The sequence below is a fragment of the Gordonia polyisoprenivorans genome (assembly GCF_017654315.1).
GTDB lineage: Bacteria > Actinomycetota > Actinomycetes > Mycobacteriales > Mycobacteriaceae > Gordonia > Gordonia polyisoprenivorans_A.
Genome location: NZ_CP072203.1, coordinates 3,214,202 through 3,236,502, shown reverse-complemented (window position 1 = coordinate 3,236,502; position 22,301 = coordinate 3,214,202). Strand labels below are relative to the sequence as shown.

Genomic DNA, 22,301 nt, shown 5'->3' with positions numbered 1-22,301 from the left:
GGCAACACCGGCGCGTGTTGAATTCGTGACCCACGACGTGGTGATTTCGCTGCCGTCGTGCTCCCGAATCCGCAAACCATCAGAACCGCCGGCCATCAGAACCCGTGGGCCGCGGCCTTCACTTCGTCGATCTGCCCGGGGTCGCCGTCAAAGGTCACGGTGACCGGCGTCCGCCCGGTCGCGAACAGCAGCAACTCCCCGGGCGTACCGGTGACCGTCACCGGATCGCCGCTGCCACCCGAGGCGAGGTCGCTGCCGTCGGTGCCACGCAGCGTGACATGCGCCGGCATCGAGCGCAGGGTCATCTTGCTCATCGACCGCAACGGCATGCGCAGCGCGTCCTGCAGTCCGGGGTCGAGGACGCGCGGAACCCACTCGCTGTCGGGATCGGCGGCACCGCGCAGCACGTCCTCGTGGTGGATGAACATCTCGGCCAGATTCACCCACCGATCCAGTGGTCGCATCGGTGAGAAGATCGGCGGGCCGGAGGCGAGGTCGGCGAGCAGTGCGTCCCAGTCGGTGTCGGCGGCCACCGATGCCTGCACCTTCTCGGTGTACCCGGCGAGGGGTTTGATCAGGATTCCCGGTGCGGCATCGAGTCGGCGTTCCCGGACCACGAGATGCGCGGCGAGGTCGCGGGTGGTCCATCCGGCGCACAATGTCAGCGCATCCGGACCCACCTCTCGCATCGAGTCGACAAGGGCACGGCGTTCATCCTGTGCGAAGCTCACACCCCAACGCTACTGTCTGCGGTCGTCGACCGTAGCCCACCGGGCCCGACATCACGGCGACGCATGGTGTCAGCGGGCCCGGGATCAGCAGCGCGTCAGTCGCCGACGGCGAGCACCGTCGGCACGATCATCGGTCGGCGCCGATAGGTGTCGGCCACCCACCGGCCCACCGTCCGGCGGATGCCCTGCGCGATGCGGTGGGTGTCGGAGACGCCCTCGGCAGCCAGCGTGTCGAGCACCTGATCGACGAGGTCGGCGGCGGATTTGAGGGCGTCCGGATCGTCGGAGAAGCCGCGACCGGAGACCTCGGGGGTACTCACCGCACGCCCGGTGGTGGAGTCGACGGCGACGGTGATCGCGATGAAGCCGCCCTCTCCGAGGACGAGTCGTTCCGACAGCGTCGATTCGCCGACGTCACCGACGGACAGACCGTCGACGTAGACGTGGCCGACCGGGACCCGGCCGACGATCTGCGCCTGCCCGTCCACGAGGTCGACGACGACGCCGTCCTCGGCGAGCATGATCCGATCCGGATTCACCCCGGTCGCCTCGGCGAGCGCGGCATTCGCCCGAAGGTGACGCCACTCGCCGTGCACCGGCATCGCATTGCTCGGCCGGACCGCGTTGTAGAGATAGAGCAGCTCACCGGCCGACGCATGGCCGGAGACGTGCACCTTGGCGCTCTGCTGGGTGATGACCGTGGCACCCAGCTTCGCGAGGCCGTTGACGACCGCGAACACCGAGTTCTCGTTGCCGGGGATGAGCGACGACGCGAGGACGACCAGGTCGGCGGAGCGGATGTTGATCTGCCGGTGCTCCCCGCGGGCCATCCGCGACAGCGCCGAGAGCGGCTCACCCTGAGATCCGGTGGAGATCAGCACCACCCGGTGGTCGGGCAGGGTTGCCGCGGTGTCCATGTCGACCTCGACACCGTCGGGCACGTGCAGATAACCGAGGTCCTGGGCGATCTGCATATTGCGGACCATCGAGCGTCCGACGAAGGTGATCCGGCGGTTGTGGGTGTGTGCGACGTCGATGATCTGCTGGATGCGGTGCACGTGGCTGGCGAAGGAGGCGACGATGACCCGGCCGCGCGCCTTGCCGATGACCTGGTCGAGCACTCCCCCGATCTGCCGTTCGGGGGTGACGAATCCCGGCACCTCGGCGTTGGTGGAGTCGACGAGGAACAGATCGACGCCCTCGTCGCCGAGTCTGCTGAATCCGGCCAGGTCGGTGAGCCGGCCGTCGAGGGGCAGCTGGTCGAGCTTGATGTCGCCGGTGTGCAGGGCCAGTCCGGCCGGGGTCCGGATCGCGACGGCGATCGCGTCCGGGATGGAGTGGTTGACCGCGAAGTACTCGCACTCGAAGGGACCGTGGGTGGTCCGCTCGCCCTCGCGGACCTCGATGAGCTTGGGACGCAACCGATGTTCGCGGCACTTGGCGGCGACGAGTGCCAGCGTGAACTTGGATCCGACGACGGGGATGTCGCCACGCAGCCGCAGCAGGAACGGGACCGCACCGATGTGATCCTCGTGCCCGTGGGTGAGGACGACCGCCTCGACATCGTCCATCCGGTCCTCGATGTAGCGGAAGTCCGGGAGGATGAGGTCGACGCCCGGCTGCGCGTCCTCGGGGAACAACACCCCGCAGTCGACGATCAGCAGTTTGCCGTTGTACTCGAAGACCGTCATGTTGCGGCCGATCTCACCGATGCCGCCGAGGGCGACCACACGCAGCGCGCCCTTCGGCAGACGACGCGGCGTACCGAGTCGATCGACCGGTGCCGGCGGCGTGGAGGTACCGCGATCCCGGCCACCACCGCCTCGTGCACCTCGCGCGTTGTCACGGCGCTCGTGCCGACCGGACCGACGGGGTTCACCCCCACCTCGGTTCTCCGCCGGCGCCGATGCGGCGTGGCGGGCCGAATCCTGCTGCGCAGCCGCACTTTCGGACCCTCCGCCAGACGCTGAGGCCTTCGGGGGGGCCACGGCGGGCGAGGCGGGGGTCGGCGAGGCGGGGGCCGGTGAGCCGGCGGTATCGGTGGCGGGTGCGGGCTCGGGCGGTCCGGCCTGGCGTCGGGCGCTGCGGCGGCGCTGGGGGCCGGTCATCGGTTCAGCAATCCGGCCGTGCGCAGATCGGCGATGAGCGACTCGATCTGCGGAGCGTCTGCGGGTACCTGCGGCAGGCGTGGGTCCCCGACGTCGAGTCCGAGTATGCGCAACGACGCCTTGACCATGGTCACCCCTCCCAGCCGTCCCATCGCGTTGACGAGCGGGAGCATCGTGGTGTTGATCGACCTGGCGGTCTGCAGATCACCCTTCTCCACCGCGATCTGCATGTCGCGCAATCGATCTGCGACGAGATGGCCGATCACGCTGACGAAGCCGGTCGCCCCGATCGACAGCCACGGCAGGTTGAGCGCGTCCTCGCCCGAGAGGTACTCGAGGTCGGTGGAGGCGATCAACCCCGCGGCCGAATGCAGATCGCCCTTGGCATCCTTGACGCCCTTGATCCGCGGGTGCTCGGCAAGGGCGAGCATCGTCTCGTTGGCCACCGGCACCACCGAGCGGGGCGGGATGTCGTAGATCAGAACCGGCAGGCTGGTCGCATCCGCGACCGCGCGGAAGTGCGCGAGCAGACCGGCCTGCGGCGGCTTGGAGTAGTAGGGCGTGACGACGAGCAGACCGTGCGCACCGGCTTTCTCCGACGCCTGCGCGAAGCGGATGCTCTCGGCGGTGTCATAGCTGCCCGCACCCTGGGTGATGCGGGCGCGGTCCCCCACGGCGTCGAGAACGGTGCGCAGCAGATCGATCTTCTCTTCGGGTGTGGTGGTCGGCGACTCACCGGTGGTGCCACTGACCACGAGTCCGTCACAGCCCTTGCCGACCAGGTGGTCGGCGAGCTCGGCGGCCTTGTCCAGATCGAGCGAACCGTCGGGACGGAAGGGGGTGACCATCGCCACGACGTTGGTCCCGAACGGGTGCGCCTGTGGCTGTGACTCGGTTGCGCTCATGGTGGTCAAGATTACCGGGGCGCCGTGGCCTGCGGCCAATGGGCACTGCGTGTCGCAGAAAGGCGCGTCACCAGCACTTTGGCGGCCCCTGTGCCACTGCGGAGTTCAGCCCTCGAGCACGAACGGTGAGGTCGCGACCTCGGTGCCGTCGGCGAGCGTGCCGATCTCGAAGTCGCCGAAGACCGTTGGCGCGACCTCCATCAGCTGGCGCAGGCATTCGACGGCGAGTTGTCGGATCTCGACGTCGGCGTGCTCGGTGGCCCGCATCCCGACGAAGTGGCGCCACGCCCGGTAGTTGCCGGTGACGACGATCTTGGTCTCGGTGGCGTTGGGCAACACCGACCGCGCGGCCTGCCGGGCCTGCTTACGACGCAGGATCGCGTTGGGGACGTCGGCGAACTTGGCCTCGAGCGCGGCGAGGAGTTCGGCGTAGGCGGCGCGGCTGGCGTCGGTGGCCTCGACGAACAAGCGCTCGAGTTCCGCATCGCCGCTGATGGCCGGGGGCGCAACCACATTCGAATCGTGTTCGGGGACGAACCGCTGGGACAGTTGGGAGTACGAGAAGTGCCGGTGGCGGATGAGCTCGTGGGTGCACGACCGGGAGATGCCGGTGATGTAGAAGGTCACCGTCGCGTGCTCGAGAAGCGAGAGGTGCCCGACCTCGAGGATGTGGCGCAGGTAGCCGGCATTGGTCGCGGTCCGCGGATTCGGTTTGTCCCAGCTCTGATAGCAGGCTCGACCGGCGAACTCGACGAGGGCCTCGCCGCCGTCGGCATCGGTGGTCCAGGGCACATCCGACGGCGCGGTGAACTCGGTGGAAGCCACCATCTGCACCCGCAACGGAACCATCTCGGACACGTCGCCTCCTCGTCACTCGCCTCACGCCATCGCCGCGTCCCCCGGGCGGGAGGAGAACGCAGTCATCGATTGTCCCACCGGCATCCGTGGCGATTCCGCCCACCCCGTGCCGGACCGACCTGTTGTGCACACGACGGCGATCGCGATGAGCAGCAGGTGAATTCTCGGCGTCGCGTCGGTGTCACCGCTGTGGCGACCAGCACCGATGTGAGCGCCACACGAGGTCGGCCATGGCGATATGTCGGAAATGCCGCACAATGATGCCCCGTGAACCAGCCGCGCATGAACCCGACTGCTGTGAACCAGACTGCTGTGAGCCCGCTCGGGCGGCGACGGCTTCTGCAGACCGGTGCCGCGCTGTGCGCGGCGAGCCCGGTGGCGGGCCTGTGGGCGACCAACGCCCTCGCGGCACCGGCGTCGGTTCCCGTGACCTCCGCGGTCTTCGGCCACGGTGTCGCCTCGGGTGATCCGCTGCCCGACCGGGTCATCCTCTGGACCCGGATCACCGCGACCGCCGACGCGGTGCCGGGCTCGGGGCGTGGCGCGGGGGGCACCGTGCGGTGGGAGCTCGCCCACGACGAGCACTTCGGGACGATCGTCGCGTCGGGCGCGGTGGACGCCGTCGCCGAGCACGACTTCACCGTCAAGGTCGATGCGGCCGGCCTCACGCCGGCCACCGAGTATCACTACCGGTTTCGCGTGACCTCCGGGCCGGCCACCGGGGCGGTGTCGCCGGTGGGCCGCACCCGCACCGCGCCATCACCCGACGCCGACGTGTCGCGGATGCGCTTCGGGGTGGTGTCGTGCGCGAATTGGGAGGCGGGGTACTTCGGCGCGTACCGGCATCTTCGCTCCCACCGAGACCTGCACGCCATCGTCGCCCTCGGCGACTATCTCTACGAGTACGGCACCGGCGAGTACACCGGTAAAGCCGGTGCGGTGCGCACACATTCACCTCGACACGAGATCGTCACGCTCGCCGATTACCGAGTCCGTCACGCGCAGTACAAGACCGATCCGGATCTCGCGGAGCTCCATCGTGTTCTGCCGTGGATCTGCACCTGGGACGATCACGAATCCGCCAACGACGCGTGGGCCGGTGGTGCCGAGAACCACTCGCCCGACGAGGGTGCGTGGGCGACACGCAAGGCCGCCGCCGAACGCGCGTACCACGAGTGGATGCCGGTGCGCTCGGCCGCCGACGACTCGGGCACACACCTCTATCGACGGTTGCGCTTCGGTCGGCTGCTCGAACTGTCGATGCTCGACCTGCGCACCTACCGCGACCAACAGGTCTCGATGTCGTCGAATCGCATCGACGACCCGGCCCGGTCGATCACCGGGGCCGCCCAGATGCGTTGGCTCACCGGCGGTATCGCGTCCTCGTCGACGCGATGGAAGATCGTCGGCAATCCCGTGATGATCTCACCGGTGTTGCTGCCCCCGCTCGACACACGCACCACCGCCGCCCTCACCGAGTCCCTCGGGCTACCCGCCGAGGGGTTGCCCTACAACCCCGATCAGTGGGACGGCTACACCGCCGATCGCCGTCGCCTGCTCGACGCGATCCGGTCGAACAAGGTCACCAACGTGGTGTTCATCACCGGCGACATCCACTCGTCGTGGGCGTGTGACATCCCGGTCGATGCCGCCGACTATCCGGGAAGCGGTTCGGTGGCAACCGAACTCGTCGTCACCTCGGTCACCTCCAGCAATATCGACGACATCCTCGGCGTGCCCGAGCACACCGCGGGTGCGGCCGTCTCGCCGGCACTGATGGCGGCCAACCGGCACGTCCGCTGGAACGACTTCGATGCTCACGGATACGCCGTACTGACCGTCACACCGGCTGCGGCACAGATGGACTGGTGGTTCGTCACCGATAAGGCCGATCCACGGACCGGTCGGTACCACGGCCGCTCCTACCGGGTGATGGCCGGATCGCCACGCGTGCAACCGGCCGCGGCGCCGATCAACTGAGCATCTCCCCACCACCCGGTTCGCAAACCCGAACGGGGGCGGTGGCTCAGTTGTCGAGCAGCGCAACCAGTTTGGCGTGGGTGTCCTCCCAGCCCTCGACCGCGACGGAGGTGATGCCGATGTCCTGGACGGGGCGGTCGTTGCCACCCTCGTCGAGCCGGTCCCCGAAGAACAGGATGTCGTCGAGGCCCAGGTCGAGGATCTCCATGAGTTTGCGTGCGCCGTAGGCCTTGTCGATGCCCTTGCGGGTCACGTCCACCGATGTCGACCCGCCGCTGCGGACCTCGAGATCCGGAAGTCGTTCCGCGGCATAGGCGCGCAGCGATTCCTTTTTCGCACCGTCGGGGTCCCATGCCTTCTTGGCGTCCACCGGCGCGGACTGTCCGAGCGCCGAGTAGGTGATCTGACTGCCGCGGTCCTCGAGGATCGGGCCCCATGTCTCGCTCTCCCAGAGGCCGAGTTCCTTCGCGCCGGTCTCCAGGGCGTCGAGGGTGCGCTGCTTCTCGTCGTCGGTGAGGTCCTCGGCGTACACGGTCTCCCACTGTCCGTCGGAGTAGCGGACGTACTGGGTACCGCAGGTGGGCATCAGGTGCAGGTTGGCGACCTCGTCGACGCCACCGATCCGATCGAGGACCTGGGCACGGAATTGCTCGTAGCGCCCCCCGGAGATGATGCACACCAGTGACCGTTGCAGCAGCCGCCGCAGCACCTCGACCATGGCGTCGTCGAGTGGACTCTTCGACGGCGCGAGCGTGTCGTCGAGGTCGAACATCACCAGCGCGTAGTCGTGATCGCCGAAGGTCACCGTCATCGTCGTGTCTCACCTCTGTTGTGTGGATGTTTCCAGTGGTCGGGGCACAAGCATGTCATCGCTGACCGGCTGCCGCCATTCCGGCTCACGCGGCGGCCTCGACGATGTCGGCCGTGCGTGCGGTGGCATCGGAATGGTCGGTCAGTCGTGCCGCGAACCGGGCCGCACGATCGACGGTGTCGGGGTGCAGGACGGCGCGTAGTGCCATGGTGAGCGAATCGGCGTCGAGGTCGGCGAACCGGAGATGGCCGCCCACGCCGAGCCTGGTCACCTGCCCACCCCACATCGGCTGGTCGAACGACACCGAACAGATCAGTGTCGGTAGGCCCGCGCGCAGACTCTCGAAGGTCGTGCCGATCCCACCGTGATGCACCGCTGCCGCACATCGGGGGAAGATCAGATCGTGCGCAAGCGCACCGGTGATCATCACGTCGCCCTCGGCGACGCCGCGAGCGCCCGGATCGAGATCACTCCACCCCGCGCTGACGAGGATGCGCACGCCGAGACGTGCTGCGACCGTCCGCATCATGGCGACGGTGGCCGATGCGTCACGGATCGGCATGCTGCCGAAGCCGCAGTACACCGGCCGGCTTCCGGCGTCGATCCACTCGGTCACCTCGGCATGGTCACCGTCGAGGTCGCCGACCGCGGCACGCGTGTCGGGTTCCAGCGGAAGGAATCCCACGAGCGGTCGCCGTTGCCCCCACTCCTCGGCCAGGCCGGGCACCAGTGCGCGATCGTAGATCTGGATCTCCGGAATCCCTCGGCGAGCACATATCTGGGCGGGTATCGCCAGACTGCGGCGTAAACCCAGCTCGGTACGCAGCTCGGTCAGGTAGCGCAGGAACACGAGCCGGCGCGCGTTGTCGGCCACCAGCCATGTCGCGCGGTTGACCACTGCGGGCGGCGTCATCGTCGGTGGCAGGGCGCCGGGGAACGGATAGCTGCGGCTCGGCCGACCCGGGAATCCGTGCATCGTCACCATCGGGATGTCGAAGGCCTCGGTCACCGACGCCGCACGATCCTCGGTCAGCAGCGTCGCGACCACCACGTCGGCACCCCGACATACCTCGATCACCTCCGTGTTCATCCGAGACGCATAGTCGGCCATCTGCGCACCGACCAGTCGCATCAAAGCCAGGCTGCTGCCCGCGGCCAACGCTCGTTGTCCCTCATCGGAGGAATACAGTTGTGCCACATCGGGTCCGCAGCTCACGGCGTCGAGACCGGCACGACGGGTGAAGTCGAGGAGATTCGGTGGCGCTCCGACGAGGACGTCATGTCCGCGGCGGCGCAACTCCACCCCCAACGCCACCGCCGGCTGGACGTCTCCGCGTGTTCCCGTCAGCGGGATCGCAATCCTCATGTGACTCCTTTCGATTGCTGGGTGGATTACCCTGCAGACAATGCGACCCGACAGTGCGACGCCCGAGCCCGGCGAGCCCCACGGCCGGCTGCACATCGCCATGTTCACCGACTTCCCGCCGGGATCTCTCGGTGGCATCTCCACCGCGGTGCACGACCAGCGCCGGGCGCTCGAACGCCTTGGACATCGGGTGACGGTGTTCGCGCCGGCACCGACCGATCCGGGTGCCACCGTGCCCGCCTGGCTCGTGACCGTGCCCGCACCGCGGGCGCTGTCGGTCAACGGTTTTCCGTTCGTCGTGCCCACCCGCGGAGTCCTCGCGGCGGTCGAGAAAGAACTGATCCGACGCGCCCCGATCGACGTCGTGCACGTGCACACCACCTATGGGGTTGCGATCCTCGGCGCCAAAGTCGCCCGCCGGCACCGAATTCCACTGGTCCAGACGATGCACAGCCGCGACGACGTGTTCATCGAACGCACCTCCCCTGCGCCCTGGGCGTCCGCGGTGGGAATGCGAATGCTGCAGCGTTGCTTCGTGTCCCCCCGCTCGTCGACACATCGCGGAGGCGTCGATCGGGTAACCGAATCCCGCACCGCGCGGCAGGTGTGGCACACGATGCTCGCGCAGGCGCGTACCGCCGACGTGGTGATCGCACCGACCGAGCATTTCGCCGAACGATTGCGCCGCCACGGCCTCTCGGGTGTCATCCGCGTCGTCTCGGGCGGCGTCGACGACGATCTCCTGGCCACACTGCCGCGACGGTCTGCCCACGGCCACGACGATCCGCTCAGATTGCTGTGGTGCGGCCGGATCTCCGCGGAGAAGCGTCCGATGGTGGCTGTCGAGGCGGTCGCGGCGACCCCGGGATGCACACTCGACATCCTGGGCGGCGGCGATCAAGAAGCTCTCATTCGCACGCGCGTCGACGAACTCGGCCTGCGACAACGTATCCGGTTGCGCGGGCCGACCGACCGGGCCGGTGTGCTGGCCGCGATGGCCGACGCCGACGCGCTGTTGTTCACCTCGGCCGGTTTCGACACGCAGGGACTGGTCCTGCTCGAGGCCGCCGCTGCCGGTCTTCCGGTCATCTACTGCGATCGCGACCTCGACGAGACGGTACCCGCCGGCGGCGGGCTGCGTGCCGCCGATGCGTCGGCCGATTCCGTCGCCGCGACCATCGCAGCGGTGCTCGCCAACCCGGCGCGGCTCGATGCTGCACGAGAAGCGCTGTCCGACACCGCTGTTCCCCAGTCCCGGATGACCCGGCAGACCGTCGGGATCTACCGGGACCTCGTCGGTGCCGAGCGACGGCGCCGAGAGTGTGTGCCCGCGCGGCCCGAAGACGTCCCGAGCGCCCCCGGACGCGTACCCGGGCTCGGCCACAGCCTCGTCGCCCTGCGCCAGGGACTGCATTTCATCGTCGGTCTGGGCCGTATCGGCCCGGTGGTGCGCGTGGACCTCGGTACCCGGCCCGCCTATCTGGTCACGACTCCGGAAACAATCCGGCAGATCGGTTTTCGGACCGCGGGCGAGTTCCACCGCGCCGATCTGCAGGAGGCGATGCACGAGGCGATCCGGGAGGCTTCCAATGTTCTCTGCGGGCGACGCCACGAGGTGCGCAGGCGTCAGATGGCACCGGCGTTGCGCGCGCGTCGGCTGGCGCGGTACGCGGTCACCACGGCTGCCATCGCCGATGACTGGTCTCGCGGTCTGACCGATGAGCATCCGGTGGATCTGCGGACCGAGGCGCACGGTCTGGTGTTGCAGACCGTCACCTCGACGCTGTTCCGTGCCGACTTCGGCGCCGACGCGCTCGATCGGGTGCGTGAGACCGTGCCCTGGTTGCTCGGCGAGGTGATCATCCGCGGCGCGCTGCCCGCCCCCGTCCGCCGGATGCGGATGCGCGCGAACCGGCGTTTCGCCCGCGATTCGGCGATGCTGCGCGAGGCCATCGGCACCGTCGTTCGCCGCTACCGAAGCCAAGGCGTCGATCACGGCGACGTCCTGTCGGTCCTCGTCGGACACACCGACGAGGACACCGGAATCGGCCTGTCCGACGACGAGATCATCGACGAACTGCTGCTTATGGTGGCCGCCGGCGTCGGTTCGACGGCATCGATCCTGGCCTGGGTGTGGTACGAGGTCGCCCGCAACCCGCACGTGAGTTCCCTTGTTGCACAGGAGGTCGAACGCGTCGTCGGCGAGGGACCGGTACACCCCGACCACCTCGAACAGCTCACGTACCTGCGTCGGGTGGTGGCCGAGACACTGCGGATGTGGGGGCCGTGGATCAGCAGTCAGACCGCCGACGGGCCGGTCACCTTCGGCGACGACGACACCGGACGTCTCACCCTGCCGGACGGTTCGACGGTGATCTACAGCCCGTACCTCGTCCTGCACGACCCACAGTTCTACACCGATCCGGAGACCTTCGACCCGAACCGATGGGAGGCGGACCGAGCCGGGCATCTCGACCGGAAAGCCGATCTCGCTTTCGGTGTGGGAGAACGCCATTGCCCGGGAAACACGTTCGCGATCTCGACGATCCTGCTGTGCTCGGCGGCACTCTACTCGCGCTGGAATGTCCGTCCGGCCGGCCGCCGCCGGGCGCGGCCGTCGACGACCGATTTCGTCGCCGCTCCCTCGCAGGTCCGGGTGCGCCTCGAGCCGAGGCGATGAGGGTGCGGTAATCATCGCTGGGTCACCTCATCCCGTCGGGGTGGCCAGCGCCGCGCCGATCACCGCGAGGTAGACGCTCAGGACGTACACCGCGGCGGGCGTCGGCGGGTAATCCTCATGGCGCGAGCGCAGCCACACCGCCGTGGCGCCGACCGGGACGACGGCGAGAACGACTGCCGTCCAACCGAAGAGGGCAGAAACTACTCCAAACCGCCACGGCGTCCAGATCACCAGGACCGCGACGGTTGTGAGGGCGACGAAGCCCATCGAGACACCGACCGCGCCGGCGGCACCGAGCGGATTCGAGTAGTACATCTCACCGGGTCGCGGCCGGCGGGAAATCTTCCGCGCAAACTCGAACTGCAGGAACGACCCGGCCATGAGCACCGCGACCCACGCCGTCGACCATGTTGCCCCCACTTGTCCGGTGTCGACCGCCGAGCCGATCACGTACGCCGCCAACACCAGTTGCACCGGGTAGGTGACTGCGAGATTGCCGAGCACCGAGCGTCGCAACGCAGGCCACAGCGTCTCGGCGGCCCACAGACCGAGCCCGTAGGCCAGCACCGCCGCGATCGCGATCGCCGAGCCCGCACTCGCCATCCCGGACAGCACCACCACGACCACACCGAGCACGAGCATCGCGACGCGCAGATCGGCAGCGGTGACCGCACCGGTCACCAGCGGCCGGCCCGGGTGATACACGCGGTCGTAGTCGAGATCCTTCTGTTCGTCGACCATCCGCAGGAACAGCAGAACGAGCACCACGACCACCACACGCACGACGGTTGCCGGACCGAGATCCCAACGCACCTCGCTGAGCCGGGCCGCAGTCCCTTCGGCCGCCAGCACCCACAGGACCCCGAAAAGCAGATACTGCGGCTTGAACATGACCGCGGTGAACCGGGCAATGCGCACGACCGAGACCGACGACGCCCGAAGGGTTTCGGCCACCATCACGTCCCGGTCACCACACCCAGCCGGATCTCGGCACACACGGCGCCGCCCTGCTCGATCGTCACCATCACCGAGGTGGCCGCTCCGGGGTCGGTCGGGTCGTGCCCGTGATCGACACGTGCGATGCACATCGCCGACCGATCGAGTTCGACGAACCGGCCGAACGAACAGCGGACCGTTGCGATCCGCACGTCGGCACCGACATGGGCAAGCGCGATCTGTCGCGCCGCCTCGAGGAGCAGGGTGCCCGGCACGTGGTCGAGTTCGTGATCGAACAATCCCGGGTGGGCGGTGTCGACGACGAGTTCGCCCCGCGTCTCGTGGCCGTCCCGCGCGCGCACCCCGACCACGACGTTGCGCGGGTCGCAGCGGCCGACGACATGTGGATCTGCCGGCTCGGCCACGTGGACGCGCCCGCGTTCCGCACCGTCGCGCGCCCGGGCTCGCAGGGCCGACCATTGCGCGCGGGTCGTCCAGGAGAACGACCCGTCCACGGTCATCAACGGCACACCATCAGCCGAGATCGCCAGCACCATGTCGAGTCCCGTCAGCCGGTCGGCGACCACATGGCGGGCGCCGATGCCGACGGAGATGTCAACGTCTGCGGGCCGGGATCGCGGCCGCCACAACTCGTCGTCAACGGGTGCGTCGGCGGCGCCGTTGAAGGTGCGGACCAGGAAGGCACTGTCGAGCGGTACGTCGAAGAACTGGTGGGTCACCGCGATTGCGGCCTGCCGCGCGGTTTCCATCACCAACAACGGGTCGTGACGACCCGCCTGCGCCCCACGGTGATCCCCGAAGTAGGCGTGCATCCGCGGAAGCTGCGCACCGACGCGGAATTCGTCGTCGCCGAGATCCGGCTGTGCGCGCGACAACGACGTGACGAACACCTCCGAGACGGAACACCGATGAACGAGTTCGCGCGGAATCGTCTGACTGTGGAAGGTGGGCGCCACGGTGAGATGGTCCGGGGCCGGTGTCATGTGCGTGGTCATCTGCACTCCCGTCGGGTCGGGTCGGATGTCATGGGCAGAATGTGGGAGCCGAGCACGATCACCGACCACGGGTCCAGGTCGATCCCGTTCGCCCAGGCGCTGCGCAGCATGTCGGCACAGACCCGGTCATCGGTGAGGTCGGGCACCGGGGTCGCAGTACATGCAGCAGCACTCATCTGGGCAGCGACCAGCTCGGCAGCCACTGCGCGCCCGAATTCACGCGCCGGTGTCTGCGAATACAGTTCCGCAGCCAACGCCGCCACCCGCTCGTCGACGCCGACACCACCGTCGATCACGTCCTGCAGGCAGGCCGCGCGCGCTGGTTCGTCGAGCATGATCGCCCATTCCCGCAACACCTCGACGGGCGTGTCGGGTGTATGCACGAGATTCAGCAGGTAGCTGCGGTGACCGAGCGCATGCCGCAGCTCACCCGGGGCACCCGCCGTCGGATCGGTGGGTCCCTTCTCCCGCGTCAGCCGCTCGGTCGCCGACTCCCCGCCGACAGCGCCCTGCACGACGCCGACAGCGCCCTCGACGTCCTCGACAGCGCCCTCGGAAACGCCGACAGCGCTTCGGTCGTCGGTGACGAGCAGGACCATGGAGTCGCATATCTCGACCAGGAGGTCGGCCAGTCGGCGGCGCTCCACCGACGCCCGTGTCCACGAGGTCTGCCACAACGCCCTCGCGAGGTGGCGTCCCGACTCGACCCGCGCGGCGTGCAGAACTCGCCACCGATGTGCCGACAGCCACTCCAGCGTCGGCGCGACACCCCGGGCCACCACCGCGTCGGGTTTGAGGAGCAGTAGTGAGCACCGGGTGGCGAACCAGCCTGCCTCCACGCCCATCCGATCGAGATGTTCGATCGCCTCGAGCACGTAGGTGTCGCCGAGGCGGGTCGACAGGTCGGCGCCGTCGACGCCGATCCGGGTGAGCAGATCGGCGGTCATGGGGGTCATCGCGTGGTGTGCGCGTTCGGTCTTCAGAGTCATCGAGCACCACCGAGGCCGGCGAGAACGGTCTCCACATCGGGCAGGGGCGCACCGAGATAGCCGATGTCGAGGCAATGGTCGAGCAGCAAGCGCAGGTATTCGGGGCCGCAGTCCGGTGCCGGCCGCCCCAGAACAGTCTCGGCATTGCGAGTCGAGAAGTACTGTCGCCGTTGGAAGTAGCTGGTGTAGAGCGAGCCCACCCGGCGGAAGTACTCGCGTTCGATCACCTCGAGTGCATCGGGATCGAAGGTGGCATCCGGGACGAAGGTGGCCACATGGAAGGAGGGATACTCGGCCAGGACGTCGGAGAGCTCCCGCAGGGTCAATGGTCGAGAACTCACCGCGTGCAGCACCTTTCCATCGAGATCTACGGCTTGGCACGCGGCGGCGGCGACGATGTCGGCGACATGATCGACCGGCGCGAGCGACAGTGTGGCGTCATAGCGCCCCGGCAGCGTGCGCAGTTTGCCCTCGACCATGAGTTTGACGACGGTGTAGAGGTTCTTGTGGTCCCGGATGGCGCCGTCGGTGCTCACGCCGGTCACGATGCCAGGCCGGACCGTCACCGCGCGAAGCCCGTCGGCACGGGCCCGTTCGACGAGCTTCTCGGCATCGAATTTGCTCTTCTCGTAACGGGTTCCGAATACCTGGCCGACGTCGAGCTCGTCCTCGGCGATCGTGCCGCCCCGCATGCCGCAGACGTATGCGGTCGACACGTGCACCAACGGGACGTCCCAGGCGCGCGCGAGGTCGACCGCATGCGCGGTGCCACCCACATTGAGTTGCGCGTAGTCCTCGTCGGCGGCATCGAAGGCGGTGGTCGCCGCGCAGTGCACGATCGTCGACACCCGACCGGCCAGCGAATCGGCCCGGGCGGCCATCGCCGGACCGAATCCGGCGAGTCGCACGTCACCGGTGATCGTGTCGGAAATGGTCACGGGTGCACCGTCGTTGGCGATCAGTGATTCGTTGCGATGGGTCACGCCGATCACCGGCCAGCCCGCCGCCTCGAGCCTGAGACACACCTCGGTACCGACCAGGCCCGCGGCACCGGTCACCAGGATGTGATCACGCCGGCGATCATGTGACGGGGTCATCGGCCTTCTCCGATCTGTCGGCGCCGACCGGGAGACTGTGGTCGTCTCCGATCTGGCGACGGATGAGGGCGACGACGTCGCAGACCCGGCGCACGCCGGCAAGTTCGGCGGGCGGCAGGGGCGACAGGCCGAACGCTCTCTCCAGGGCGATGGTGAGCTCGATGAGCCGGACGGATTCGTATCCGAGGTCCTCGCGGAGGCGATCGGTTGCCGCCGGCGCATCCGCGGGCGGATTCGGCGCCATCGCGACCACGATCCGTCGGACCTGGCGGTCCGGGCCCGAGGTGTGCTGCTCGTCGATGCTCACCGGGCGCCACCCCCGAGCGGCGTGGACGGTGCCGGCGGGGCGTCGGCGACCGGATGTGGTTGTCCGCCTCCGCTGTTCATCAGGTCGGCGGCCTCGGCCAGCGGCAACCGAACCCCCAGGTGAGTGCCCAGACGAACCCAGTCGTAGGCGATCTCGAGGGTGCGGCGCCATTGGTCGCGGGAGTCGAAGGAGGCGGGGAAGTCACTTCCGACGAGTGCCCGGACCGCGCCGAGGAGTCCGTCGAGTACCTCGAGTTCGGCGAGTCCGTCGCCGCCGGAAGACAAGATGTCGTCGAAACGGACATGGGCGGCCCGCTCGATGACGGCGGGTATCGAGGGTTCGATCATCGGGCTCTGCAGGACCCTGCGGAGCGTGGCTGCCGGGGTGGCATCGGGAGGGAGAGGATGAACTCCCCACGCCGAGAGCACCATTCGGGCGATCATGGCGATCAGGCGATGCGCCGCAACATCGGCCACACCGCCCTGCCCACTCTTGAGGGCGCCGACGAGATCTTCCCGCGCGTTCTCGGCGACGATGTTGGCCCAGGTGAGTTGCAGGCCGGCCGAGGCGAAACGTTCTGCGGGCAACGGCGAGAGCTCTGCAATGCCCAACCCCGGCGCGGCGACTGCCCCACCCAGTCCGACGATCGGACCGCTCATGGCCGGCGGTGGTGTGTACGGTTCGGTGGCCTCGCACATCGCCATCGCCGGCCGGATGGGCCCGGCGCCTGCCCAGTCCACTCCGACGACACCGAGTCGAAGGAACTCGGCAAGGTACTCCGCGACCGGGCCGTGCTCCGCCTGCCCGGCACGGTCGCAGATCTCGGCCACCGGACGACGGAACACCATCTGCCGCCACGCTTGTGCCGCGGGATCGGAGAGCACGAAGACGTCCCGCGCGCCACGCACCACGTGCACACGCGAACCGATGGTCCACGTTGTCACCCCGGGAACACGCGCGAGCCGAAGCTGCCGCGCATCCGTCCACTCGTTCGCGTCGATTCCGAGGTCCGCGAGCAGGTCGGTGGCAGTGACCCACCACGAACCGGTCGCGTCGGCGTCGGGCACCGACGGTGCGGTCGCGGCCGTCCACCGGTCGGTGATCTTCTCGTCGCCGATCCGATCGAGTTGCCGGGGAAGCCATTTGGTCTCCACATAGGTTTCGCCGCGCTCGGCGCACCATGCCTTGGCTGCCTGGACGAGTGCATCACGCATCCACCCGAGCGCTTCGTCGTCGGCGCCGAGGGTCCGCAGAGTGGTGACATGCCGCAGCACCGAGACCGTGCGGTGGCGCCACCATCGCGCCATCACGCCGCCGAACCGGCGGTGGTCGATGATCGCCCGCAGCTCGTCGAGGTCGACGAGTGCGCTCGTGCGAATCGTGGTCGAGCGCAGGAATCGTTGACACCGGTTGAGGAGATCCTCGTCGAGCTCGGAAACGGTGCCGGCGGCCAGATGATCGGCGACCGTCTGCAAGTGGTGCCGCAGTTGAGCGAGCGAGCGGGTGCGCACCTCGAGGCGGCGCCCGTCACCGAACAGCACGGTCGGTAACGTCGGTAGTTCTTCGTCACCGCCCGCCACGACGAGAAAGTCCACGTCGGAGCCCTCGTTGCCGAATCCCTCGGCCAGCGACCCCTCGAACACGATCGCACAGTTGTCGGGAACGACGATCGAGTCGAGTGCGGTATCGAGGAGTTGAGCCACGCGCTGCGCGGGCAGCGTCGGAACGGCCCGGTCGTCGCCGGCCTCCCGGGCGGACGCGACGGTGCTCGTCGCAGCGGTACTCGCGGTCCCGTCGACCTCATGCACCACGGCGTCGGCCATCTCACCTGCGGTGAACATCTGCCACATGTGGCGCCGGCGCGGCTTTCCACTCGAGGTGCGCCGGATCAGGCCGCGCCCTCCGGTGATGACGGTGACCGTCTGAGCGGGCCCGAGCTGCCCGCGAATGACCGTGCGGGCGTGGGAGATCCATTCTCCCGGCGCGGTCTCGGCGAACAGTGCGACGCCTCTCGACCCGGCATCGGTGATCGCCACCGCTGCCAATTTGCCCTTGGTGATCCCGCATTCCACCGCCACCGTCGATTCGACGTCCTCCATGAACACCGAGCGGCCCCGCACCTTCAGGCTCGATCCCATCCGACCGAGGACGTAGAGCTCGGAGTCGCGGAGAAAACCGGCATCACCGGTGTGGAGCACCCCGTCGACGATGCGCGTCGAACCGCCCGATGAACCGGCGAGATAGCCGCGCGCGACGGAGCCACCGCGGACCGTGACCTCACCGAGTACCCCCTCGGGCACCGGCCGGCCATCGTCATCGACGACGGCGACCTCGGAGTCAGGGGTCGAACACCCCAGGCCGGCAATCCATCCCGATCCCGCATAGTCGGCGTCGACGTCGAACACCGCACACCGGCCGGTGTCGACCGTCTCCCCGAACCGAAGCGGCGAGGCCGGTCGGAGCAGGGTGATCGGTCGGTCCCGCCTCGAGGAACTGACCATCAATGTCGATTCGGCCAGTCCGTAGGCCAGGGTGATCGCTGCCGGGTCGAAGCCCTGCGGGGCGACAAGACGGCAGAACGACTGCAGATCCGACAGTTCCACCGGCTCGGAACCGACCGCGAGGGTGCGCCATCCCGACAGGTCGAGACCGTCGATGTCCTCGGGGCGAACACGGTGGGCCAGATAGCCCAAGGAGAACGAGGGAGACGGTGTGTGGCGGGCGATCTCCATCGCGCGCAACCAGCGCACCGGATCACGCACGAACTGGTCGGGTCGCATCAGGTACAGATCTTCCTGATTGGTGACCGTGGTGAGGAAACCGCCGACCAATCCCATGTCGTGGTAGAGCGGAAGCCACGACGCCATCGGCTCATCGGCACGCCAGCACAGCAGGTCGGTGATCATCGCGGTGTTGGTCGCGAGGTTCGGCCAGGAGATCTCGACCCCGCGCGGCGTGCCGGTGGATCCGGAGGTGAACTGCAGCAGAGCGCATTCGGTCGTCGGCGCGAGATCGTCGAGCGGCGTCGCATCCGAACCTGCGGCGCCCACCTCCATGACCGGGGCATCGAGTCCGGCCGCGGACACCGCGTCGGTCACCAGTGGCGTCAGGCCCGGGGCGGTCACGACGAGCGCGGGAGCCGCCTGGGCGAGGATCGACGCGGCGTGCGCGGTGTACTCGTCGAGGTCGGCAAAGGTCGGTGGGGTGATCGGAGTGAAGACCGCGCCGCACGCCCACACCGCGTAGAACGCTGCCGCGCACGTGACATCGGTGGGCAGGATCACGCACACTCCGTCACCGGGCCGTACCGCGTGCTCTCGCATGGCACCGGCGATGCGCAACGCTCGCCCCGCGATGTCGGTGTAGGAGTGGAAGGTCCAACCGCCGTCCTCATCGGCGAGGTGAATGCCCTTGTCCGGTGCGGGGTCGCGCAGCCATCCTCGGATGATCTCGGGTGCGTCACGGCCGGTTCGATCACGCATGGTCGGGGGTCCTCTCGAGTCGCGCCCCGTCCGGGGTGGTGGTGGCCGACGATGGCGGGTCGTCGGGTGCGGTATCGGTCGGTTGCGGCGCGTCCGTCACGACCGTCACGGTTCCCGCGGTGCCGTCGACGCGCACCCGCATCCCGGTGCGCAGCAACGCCGTCGCGTCACGGAGTTGCACCACTGTCGGGATGCCGAGTTCGCGGGCGACGATGGCTACGTGGGTCAGCGGGCTGCCGCGTTCGATGACCAGTGCCGAGGCGGACGGCAGTGCGGCCACCCACCCGGGGTCGGTGCGATAGGCCACGAGGATCCCGCCGTCGACGCCGATCGGTTCGGTCACCACATGGGCGGTCGCCTCGGCCGATCCCGCACACGACGGGGCGCCCGCGAGCACCGATCCCGCAGGCGCAGCGGCGGTCTCGGCCACGGGAGTCCAGCCCTGCGCGGCGAGTGCCTCGTCGTCGAACCGCTGTCCGCGGGTCTCGAAGCGTTCCGGCGCGATCAGGGTCGAGTCCGCGTGGCGGGCCGATCTGCGTGCGCACACCATGGCCGTTACATCGTCGGGTGGGCCCGATTCGTAACATTCGCGGAGTTCGGTCACGGTCAGCTCGAAGACGTCGGTGAAGTCGTCGAGCACCCCACGCTCGGCGAGGTCGCGACCCATCACGCGGATCAACCGTTTGACCATGCCGAAAGCCCTTGTGCGAGCGAATCGCAGCCGCTCGCGATGTGCGGCGCACCGGGATAGTTTGCCGCGCAGCGCGTCATACGTCCGGCGACGCAGTCCGTGCAGGTGGGCGTCGAGGTACTGCTGGGCGGACTCCGGCGGCGGACCGAGGGAGCGCATGGCCGGATCCGAATGCGTGCCCGGGTCGGGAGGTGCGGCCGATTCCGCGTTGCGCGCCAGTGCGCTGCGCAGCATGACGAACACCGACGACGGATCCTCACGCAGGTCGGGGACTTCGAGCTTCAGTTCGTCGAGACTTCGGTATCCGTAGCGCTGCAGGTAGTCCTCCACCGCTGCGGCGACCGTATCGTGGCCGCCTTCGTGCAGGGCACGGCGGATCGAGGCGGGTTCGGCGGTGGTGACAAGTTCTCGGACGTCGGGGTCCGCGGACACCAGGTCGGCGAGTGCGGCCATCGCCCGGGCCGGTTCGGCGGACTCGACGTCGGCGCCCGGTCCGACGACGGCGTAGAGGAACCATTCGGGCGCCCTGGGCAGAAAGATCTTGGTCAACAGATACATCGCGCCGGTCAGGGTGAGCAGGATGGCGTCGAGAACCATCAGCGGGCCCCATCGGCGAACCAGATCGCCCTCCACCTCGCGATAGGTGCGATAGGCCTGTTCACCGGTCATGGTGTCCACATCGAGGTTCTCGAAGTGGTCGTAGACGCGATAGAACTCGGTGAGGAAGTCCTCGACGAGGTCGTCGATGTCGCGCATCCGACGGAGGTACACTGCCGTGGTGACCGCTCGCACGGCGAGCCGCCGGATCGGGTTGGCCAGGGAGTAGGGCTTGAGCGTTCGCGCCAGGTCCTTGTCGAGTGGTTGGGCGACTCCGAGCGCGGCCTCGAGGACCTTGCGGTTGAGGGCATGCCCCGGCGCGATGCCGACCATCCGGTACCAGTGAAGCAGGTTGTAATACACACGTCCGTGAAAACAGCCCAGCATCACCGGCGTCCAGGTGTCGATCTGGGCGAGTGCCGCTCGCGGCAGATGCATCGACTCGGCGTAGCCGCGGTAGACGCGACCGTAGATGTCGGCGGCAGTCGTGTAGGTCAGGGGCGAGGTGATCCCGTTGAAGCTCTCGATGATGTTGGAGTTGTCCCAGATTCGCAGATCGTCGTCGGCCACACACTCGCCCGCACCGCGGATCAGCCGGTCCGACACCGGTCTCGACGGAGGCGCGGGGGTCTTCACGGTGGTGATCGGGCGGGCCTGCAGCAACCACAGACCCGCACCGTCGAAGGCCCATTCGATGTCCTGGGGTCCACCGAGGGCCCTCTCGACCCGCTCGGCGGTCGCGACGAGTTCCCGTATCTGGCCGTCGGTCAGAACCGCGCGCCGCCGCTCGGCGTCGTCGACGACGACGCTCGCGACGCCACCACCGGGCAGCGTGACGACCCGGAAGTCCTTGTCCCCGACGGTCGTATCGCGCACCGACCCGTCGGAACCGACGATGACGGTGTCGGCGTCGACGGCGCCGGAGACGAGCCCCTCCCCGAGTCCGTACACCGCGCTGACGACCATCTCGTCACGCGCACCGGTCATCGGATTGGCGGTGAACACGACGCCACTGGTCCACGGATCGAGCTGTCGCTGCAGCACCACGGCGATCGCACCGACGTCGTGGACCCCGCGCGCCCACCCGTAGGTGAGCACCCGCGCCGCATACGCCGACGCCCAGCAGTGACGCACCCGGAGCGAGATATCCTGTGTTCCGGTGACATTGAGGTAGGTCTCGAACTGGCCTGCGTACGAGAGGTCGGCACCGTCCTCGGCCGCCACCGATGACCGCACCGCCACCGGTCCCCCGCCGAGCCGCAACCACGCCGCGTCGATTGCATCGTCGATGTCGCCGGGCGTCGGCGACGCCAGAATTCGCTCCCGTAGGTCTGCCGCATACCGCTGTGCCGAGCGCTCGTCCTCGGCCGAGTTCACCAGCTCCCTCAGATTCGTGAGACCTGTTGCCGTCACATACCTTTCGAACAGATCCGCACCGAGCACCACCCACTCGGGAACGGCGACGCCGATGTCGGCCAGCCGTACCAGCCCGCGCGCTTTCCCGCCGGGGTCTCCCGCGACACCGTGCGGACCGCCCGGTCGGTCCCGTGCTGTCCGATCTGCCGCTGTCTGTTCCAATGGCTCCACACCAGCTCCTCTGTCGGGTCGGGCCTGTCGTCACCCTGTGCCGGAACGGACGGCATCGCAACCCTGCGCGACGATCCGCACCACCTCTTCGACGCTCGCCGATCACGGCCACGAGCGACGCTTTTCCGCCGTCCTCGCCGATGAGCGCGACTTGTGGTGG

General features: G+C 68.5%; 15 protein-coding genes. 2 read left to right on the top strand and 13 right to left on the bottom strand.

What is annotated here, in order from left to right; genetic code table 11:
• Positions 1-95: 95 nt before the first annotated feature.
• From J6U32_RS14615 to thyX, 4 genes are all read right to left on the bottom strand, one after another.
• Positions 96-731 (bottom strand): TIGR03085 family metal-binding protein, encoded by a 636-nt coding sequence (locus J6U32_RS14615; RefSeq protein WP_208790986.1) that lies wholly within the window; start codon positions 729-731, stop codon positions 96-98.
• A 95-nt stretch (positions 732-826) separates the two neighbouring features.
• Complete coding sequence (locus J6U32_RS14610; RefSeq protein WP_280118956.1) at positions 827-2,839, bottom strand: ribonuclease J; 2,013 nt, start codon at positions 2,837-2,839, stop codon at positions 827-829.
• Entirely contained in the window at positions 2,836-3,744 is a 909-nt protein-coding gene (dapA, locus tag J6U32_RS14605) for a 4-hydroxy-tetrahydrodipicolinate synthase (protein WP_208790985.1), read from the bottom strand. The genes J6U32_RS14610 and dapA overlap by 4 nt, the downstream gene beginning before the upstream one ends.
• 105 nt (positions 3,745-3,849) lie before the next feature.
• Positions 3,850-4,602, bottom strand: coding sequence for an FAD-dependent thymidylate synthase (gene thyX, locus J6U32_RS14600; protein WP_208790984.1), 753 nt, complete (start codon positions 4,600-4,602; stop codon positions 3,850-3,852).
• Positions 4,603-4,884: 282 nt separating this feature from the next.
• Here thyX and J6U32_RS14595 point away from each other — a divergent pair, with 282 nt between their 5' ends.
• On the top strand, positions 4,885-6,582 hold the full coding sequence (locus J6U32_RS14595; RefSeq protein WP_244332957.1) for an alkaline phosphatase D family protein: 1,698 nt from the start codon (positions 4,885-4,887) through the stop codon (positions 6,580-6,582).
• A gap of 46 nt (positions 6,583-6,628) precedes the next feature.
• Here J6U32_RS14595 and J6U32_RS14590 read toward each other — a convergent pair whose 3' ends face one another.
• Both J6U32_RS14590 and J6U32_RS14585 read right to left on the bottom strand, forming a co-directional pair.
• Positions 6,629-7,393 (bottom strand): HAD-IIB family hydrolase, encoded by a 765-nt coding sequence (locus J6U32_RS14590; protein ID WP_208790982.1) that lies wholly within the window; start codon positions 7,391-7,393, stop codon positions 6,629-6,631.
• A gap of 85 nt (positions 7,394-7,478) precedes the next feature.
• Positions 7,479-8,759 (bottom strand): glycosyltransferase, encoded by a 1,281-nt coding sequence (locus J6U32_RS14585; RefSeq protein ID WP_208790981.1) that lies wholly within the window; start codon positions 8,757-8,759, stop codon positions 7,479-7,481.
• 40 nt (positions 8,760-8,799) lie between these two features.
• On the opposite strand from J6U32_RS14585, the gene J6U32_RS14580 reads away from it, so the two are divergent.
• Complete coding sequence (locus tag J6U32_RS14580) at positions 8,800-11,439, top strand: cytochrome P450 (RefSeq protein WP_208790980.1); 2,640 nt, start codon at positions 8,800-8,802, stop codon at positions 11,437-11,439.
• 27 nt (positions 11,440-11,466) lie between these two features.
• Here J6U32_RS14580 and J6U32_RS14575 read toward each other — a convergent pair whose 3' ends face one another.
• From J6U32_RS14575 to J6U32_RS14545, 7 genes are read right to left on the bottom strand one after another with little or no spacing between them, the layout of a single operon-like run.
• Complete coding sequence (locus J6U32_RS14575) at positions 11,467-12,396, bottom strand: hypothetical protein (protein WP_208796130.1); 930 nt, start codon at positions 12,394-12,396, stop codon at positions 11,467-11,469.
• On the bottom strand, positions 12,396-13,391 hold the full coding sequence (locus J6U32_RS14570) for a ScbA/BarX family gamma-butyrolactone biosynthesis protein (protein ID WP_208790979.1): 996 nt from the start codon (positions 13,389-13,391) through the stop codon (positions 12,396-12,398). The genes J6U32_RS14575 and J6U32_RS14570 overlap by 1 nt, the downstream gene beginning before the upstream one ends.
• The gene (locus J6U32_RS14565; protein ID WP_208790978.1) at positions 13,388-14,380 is read right to left on the bottom strand and encodes a nucleoside-diphosphate kinase; all 993 of its coding nucleotides are present in this window, start codon (positions 14,378-14,380) and stop codon (positions 13,388-13,390) included. Before J6U32_RS14565 ends, J6U32_RS14570 begins: the two co-directional genes overlap by 4 nt.
• Positions 14,377-15,477 (bottom strand): SDR family oxidoreductase, encoded by a 1,101-nt coding sequence (locus J6U32_RS14560; protein ID WP_208790977.1) that lies wholly within the window; start codon positions 15,475-15,477, stop codon positions 14,377-14,379. The genes J6U32_RS14565 and J6U32_RS14560 overlap by 4 nt, the downstream gene beginning before the upstream one ends.
• Positions 15,461-15,784: an acyl carrier protein gene (locus J6U32_RS14555; protein ID WP_208790976.1), complete on the bottom strand. Its 324-nt coding sequence runs from the start codon at positions 15,782-15,784 to the stop codon at positions 15,461-15,463. The genes J6U32_RS14560 and J6U32_RS14555 overlap by 17 nt, the downstream gene beginning before the upstream one ends.
• The gene (locus tag J6U32_RS14550) at positions 15,781-19,266 is read right to left on the bottom strand and encodes an AMP-binding protein (protein ID WP_208790975.1); all 3,486 of its coding nucleotides are present in this window, start codon (positions 19,264-19,266) and stop codon (positions 15,781-15,783) included. Before J6U32_RS14550 ends, J6U32_RS14555 begins: the two co-directional genes overlap by 4 nt.
• On the bottom strand, positions 19,259-22,141 hold the full coding sequence (locus J6U32_RS14545; protein WP_244331973.1) for a phosphoenolpyruvate synthase: 2,883 nt from the start codon (positions 22,139-22,141) through the stop codon (positions 19,259-19,261). Before J6U32_RS14545 ends, J6U32_RS14550 begins: the two co-directional genes overlap by 8 nt.
• Positions 22,142-22,301: the final 160 nt, after the last annotated feature.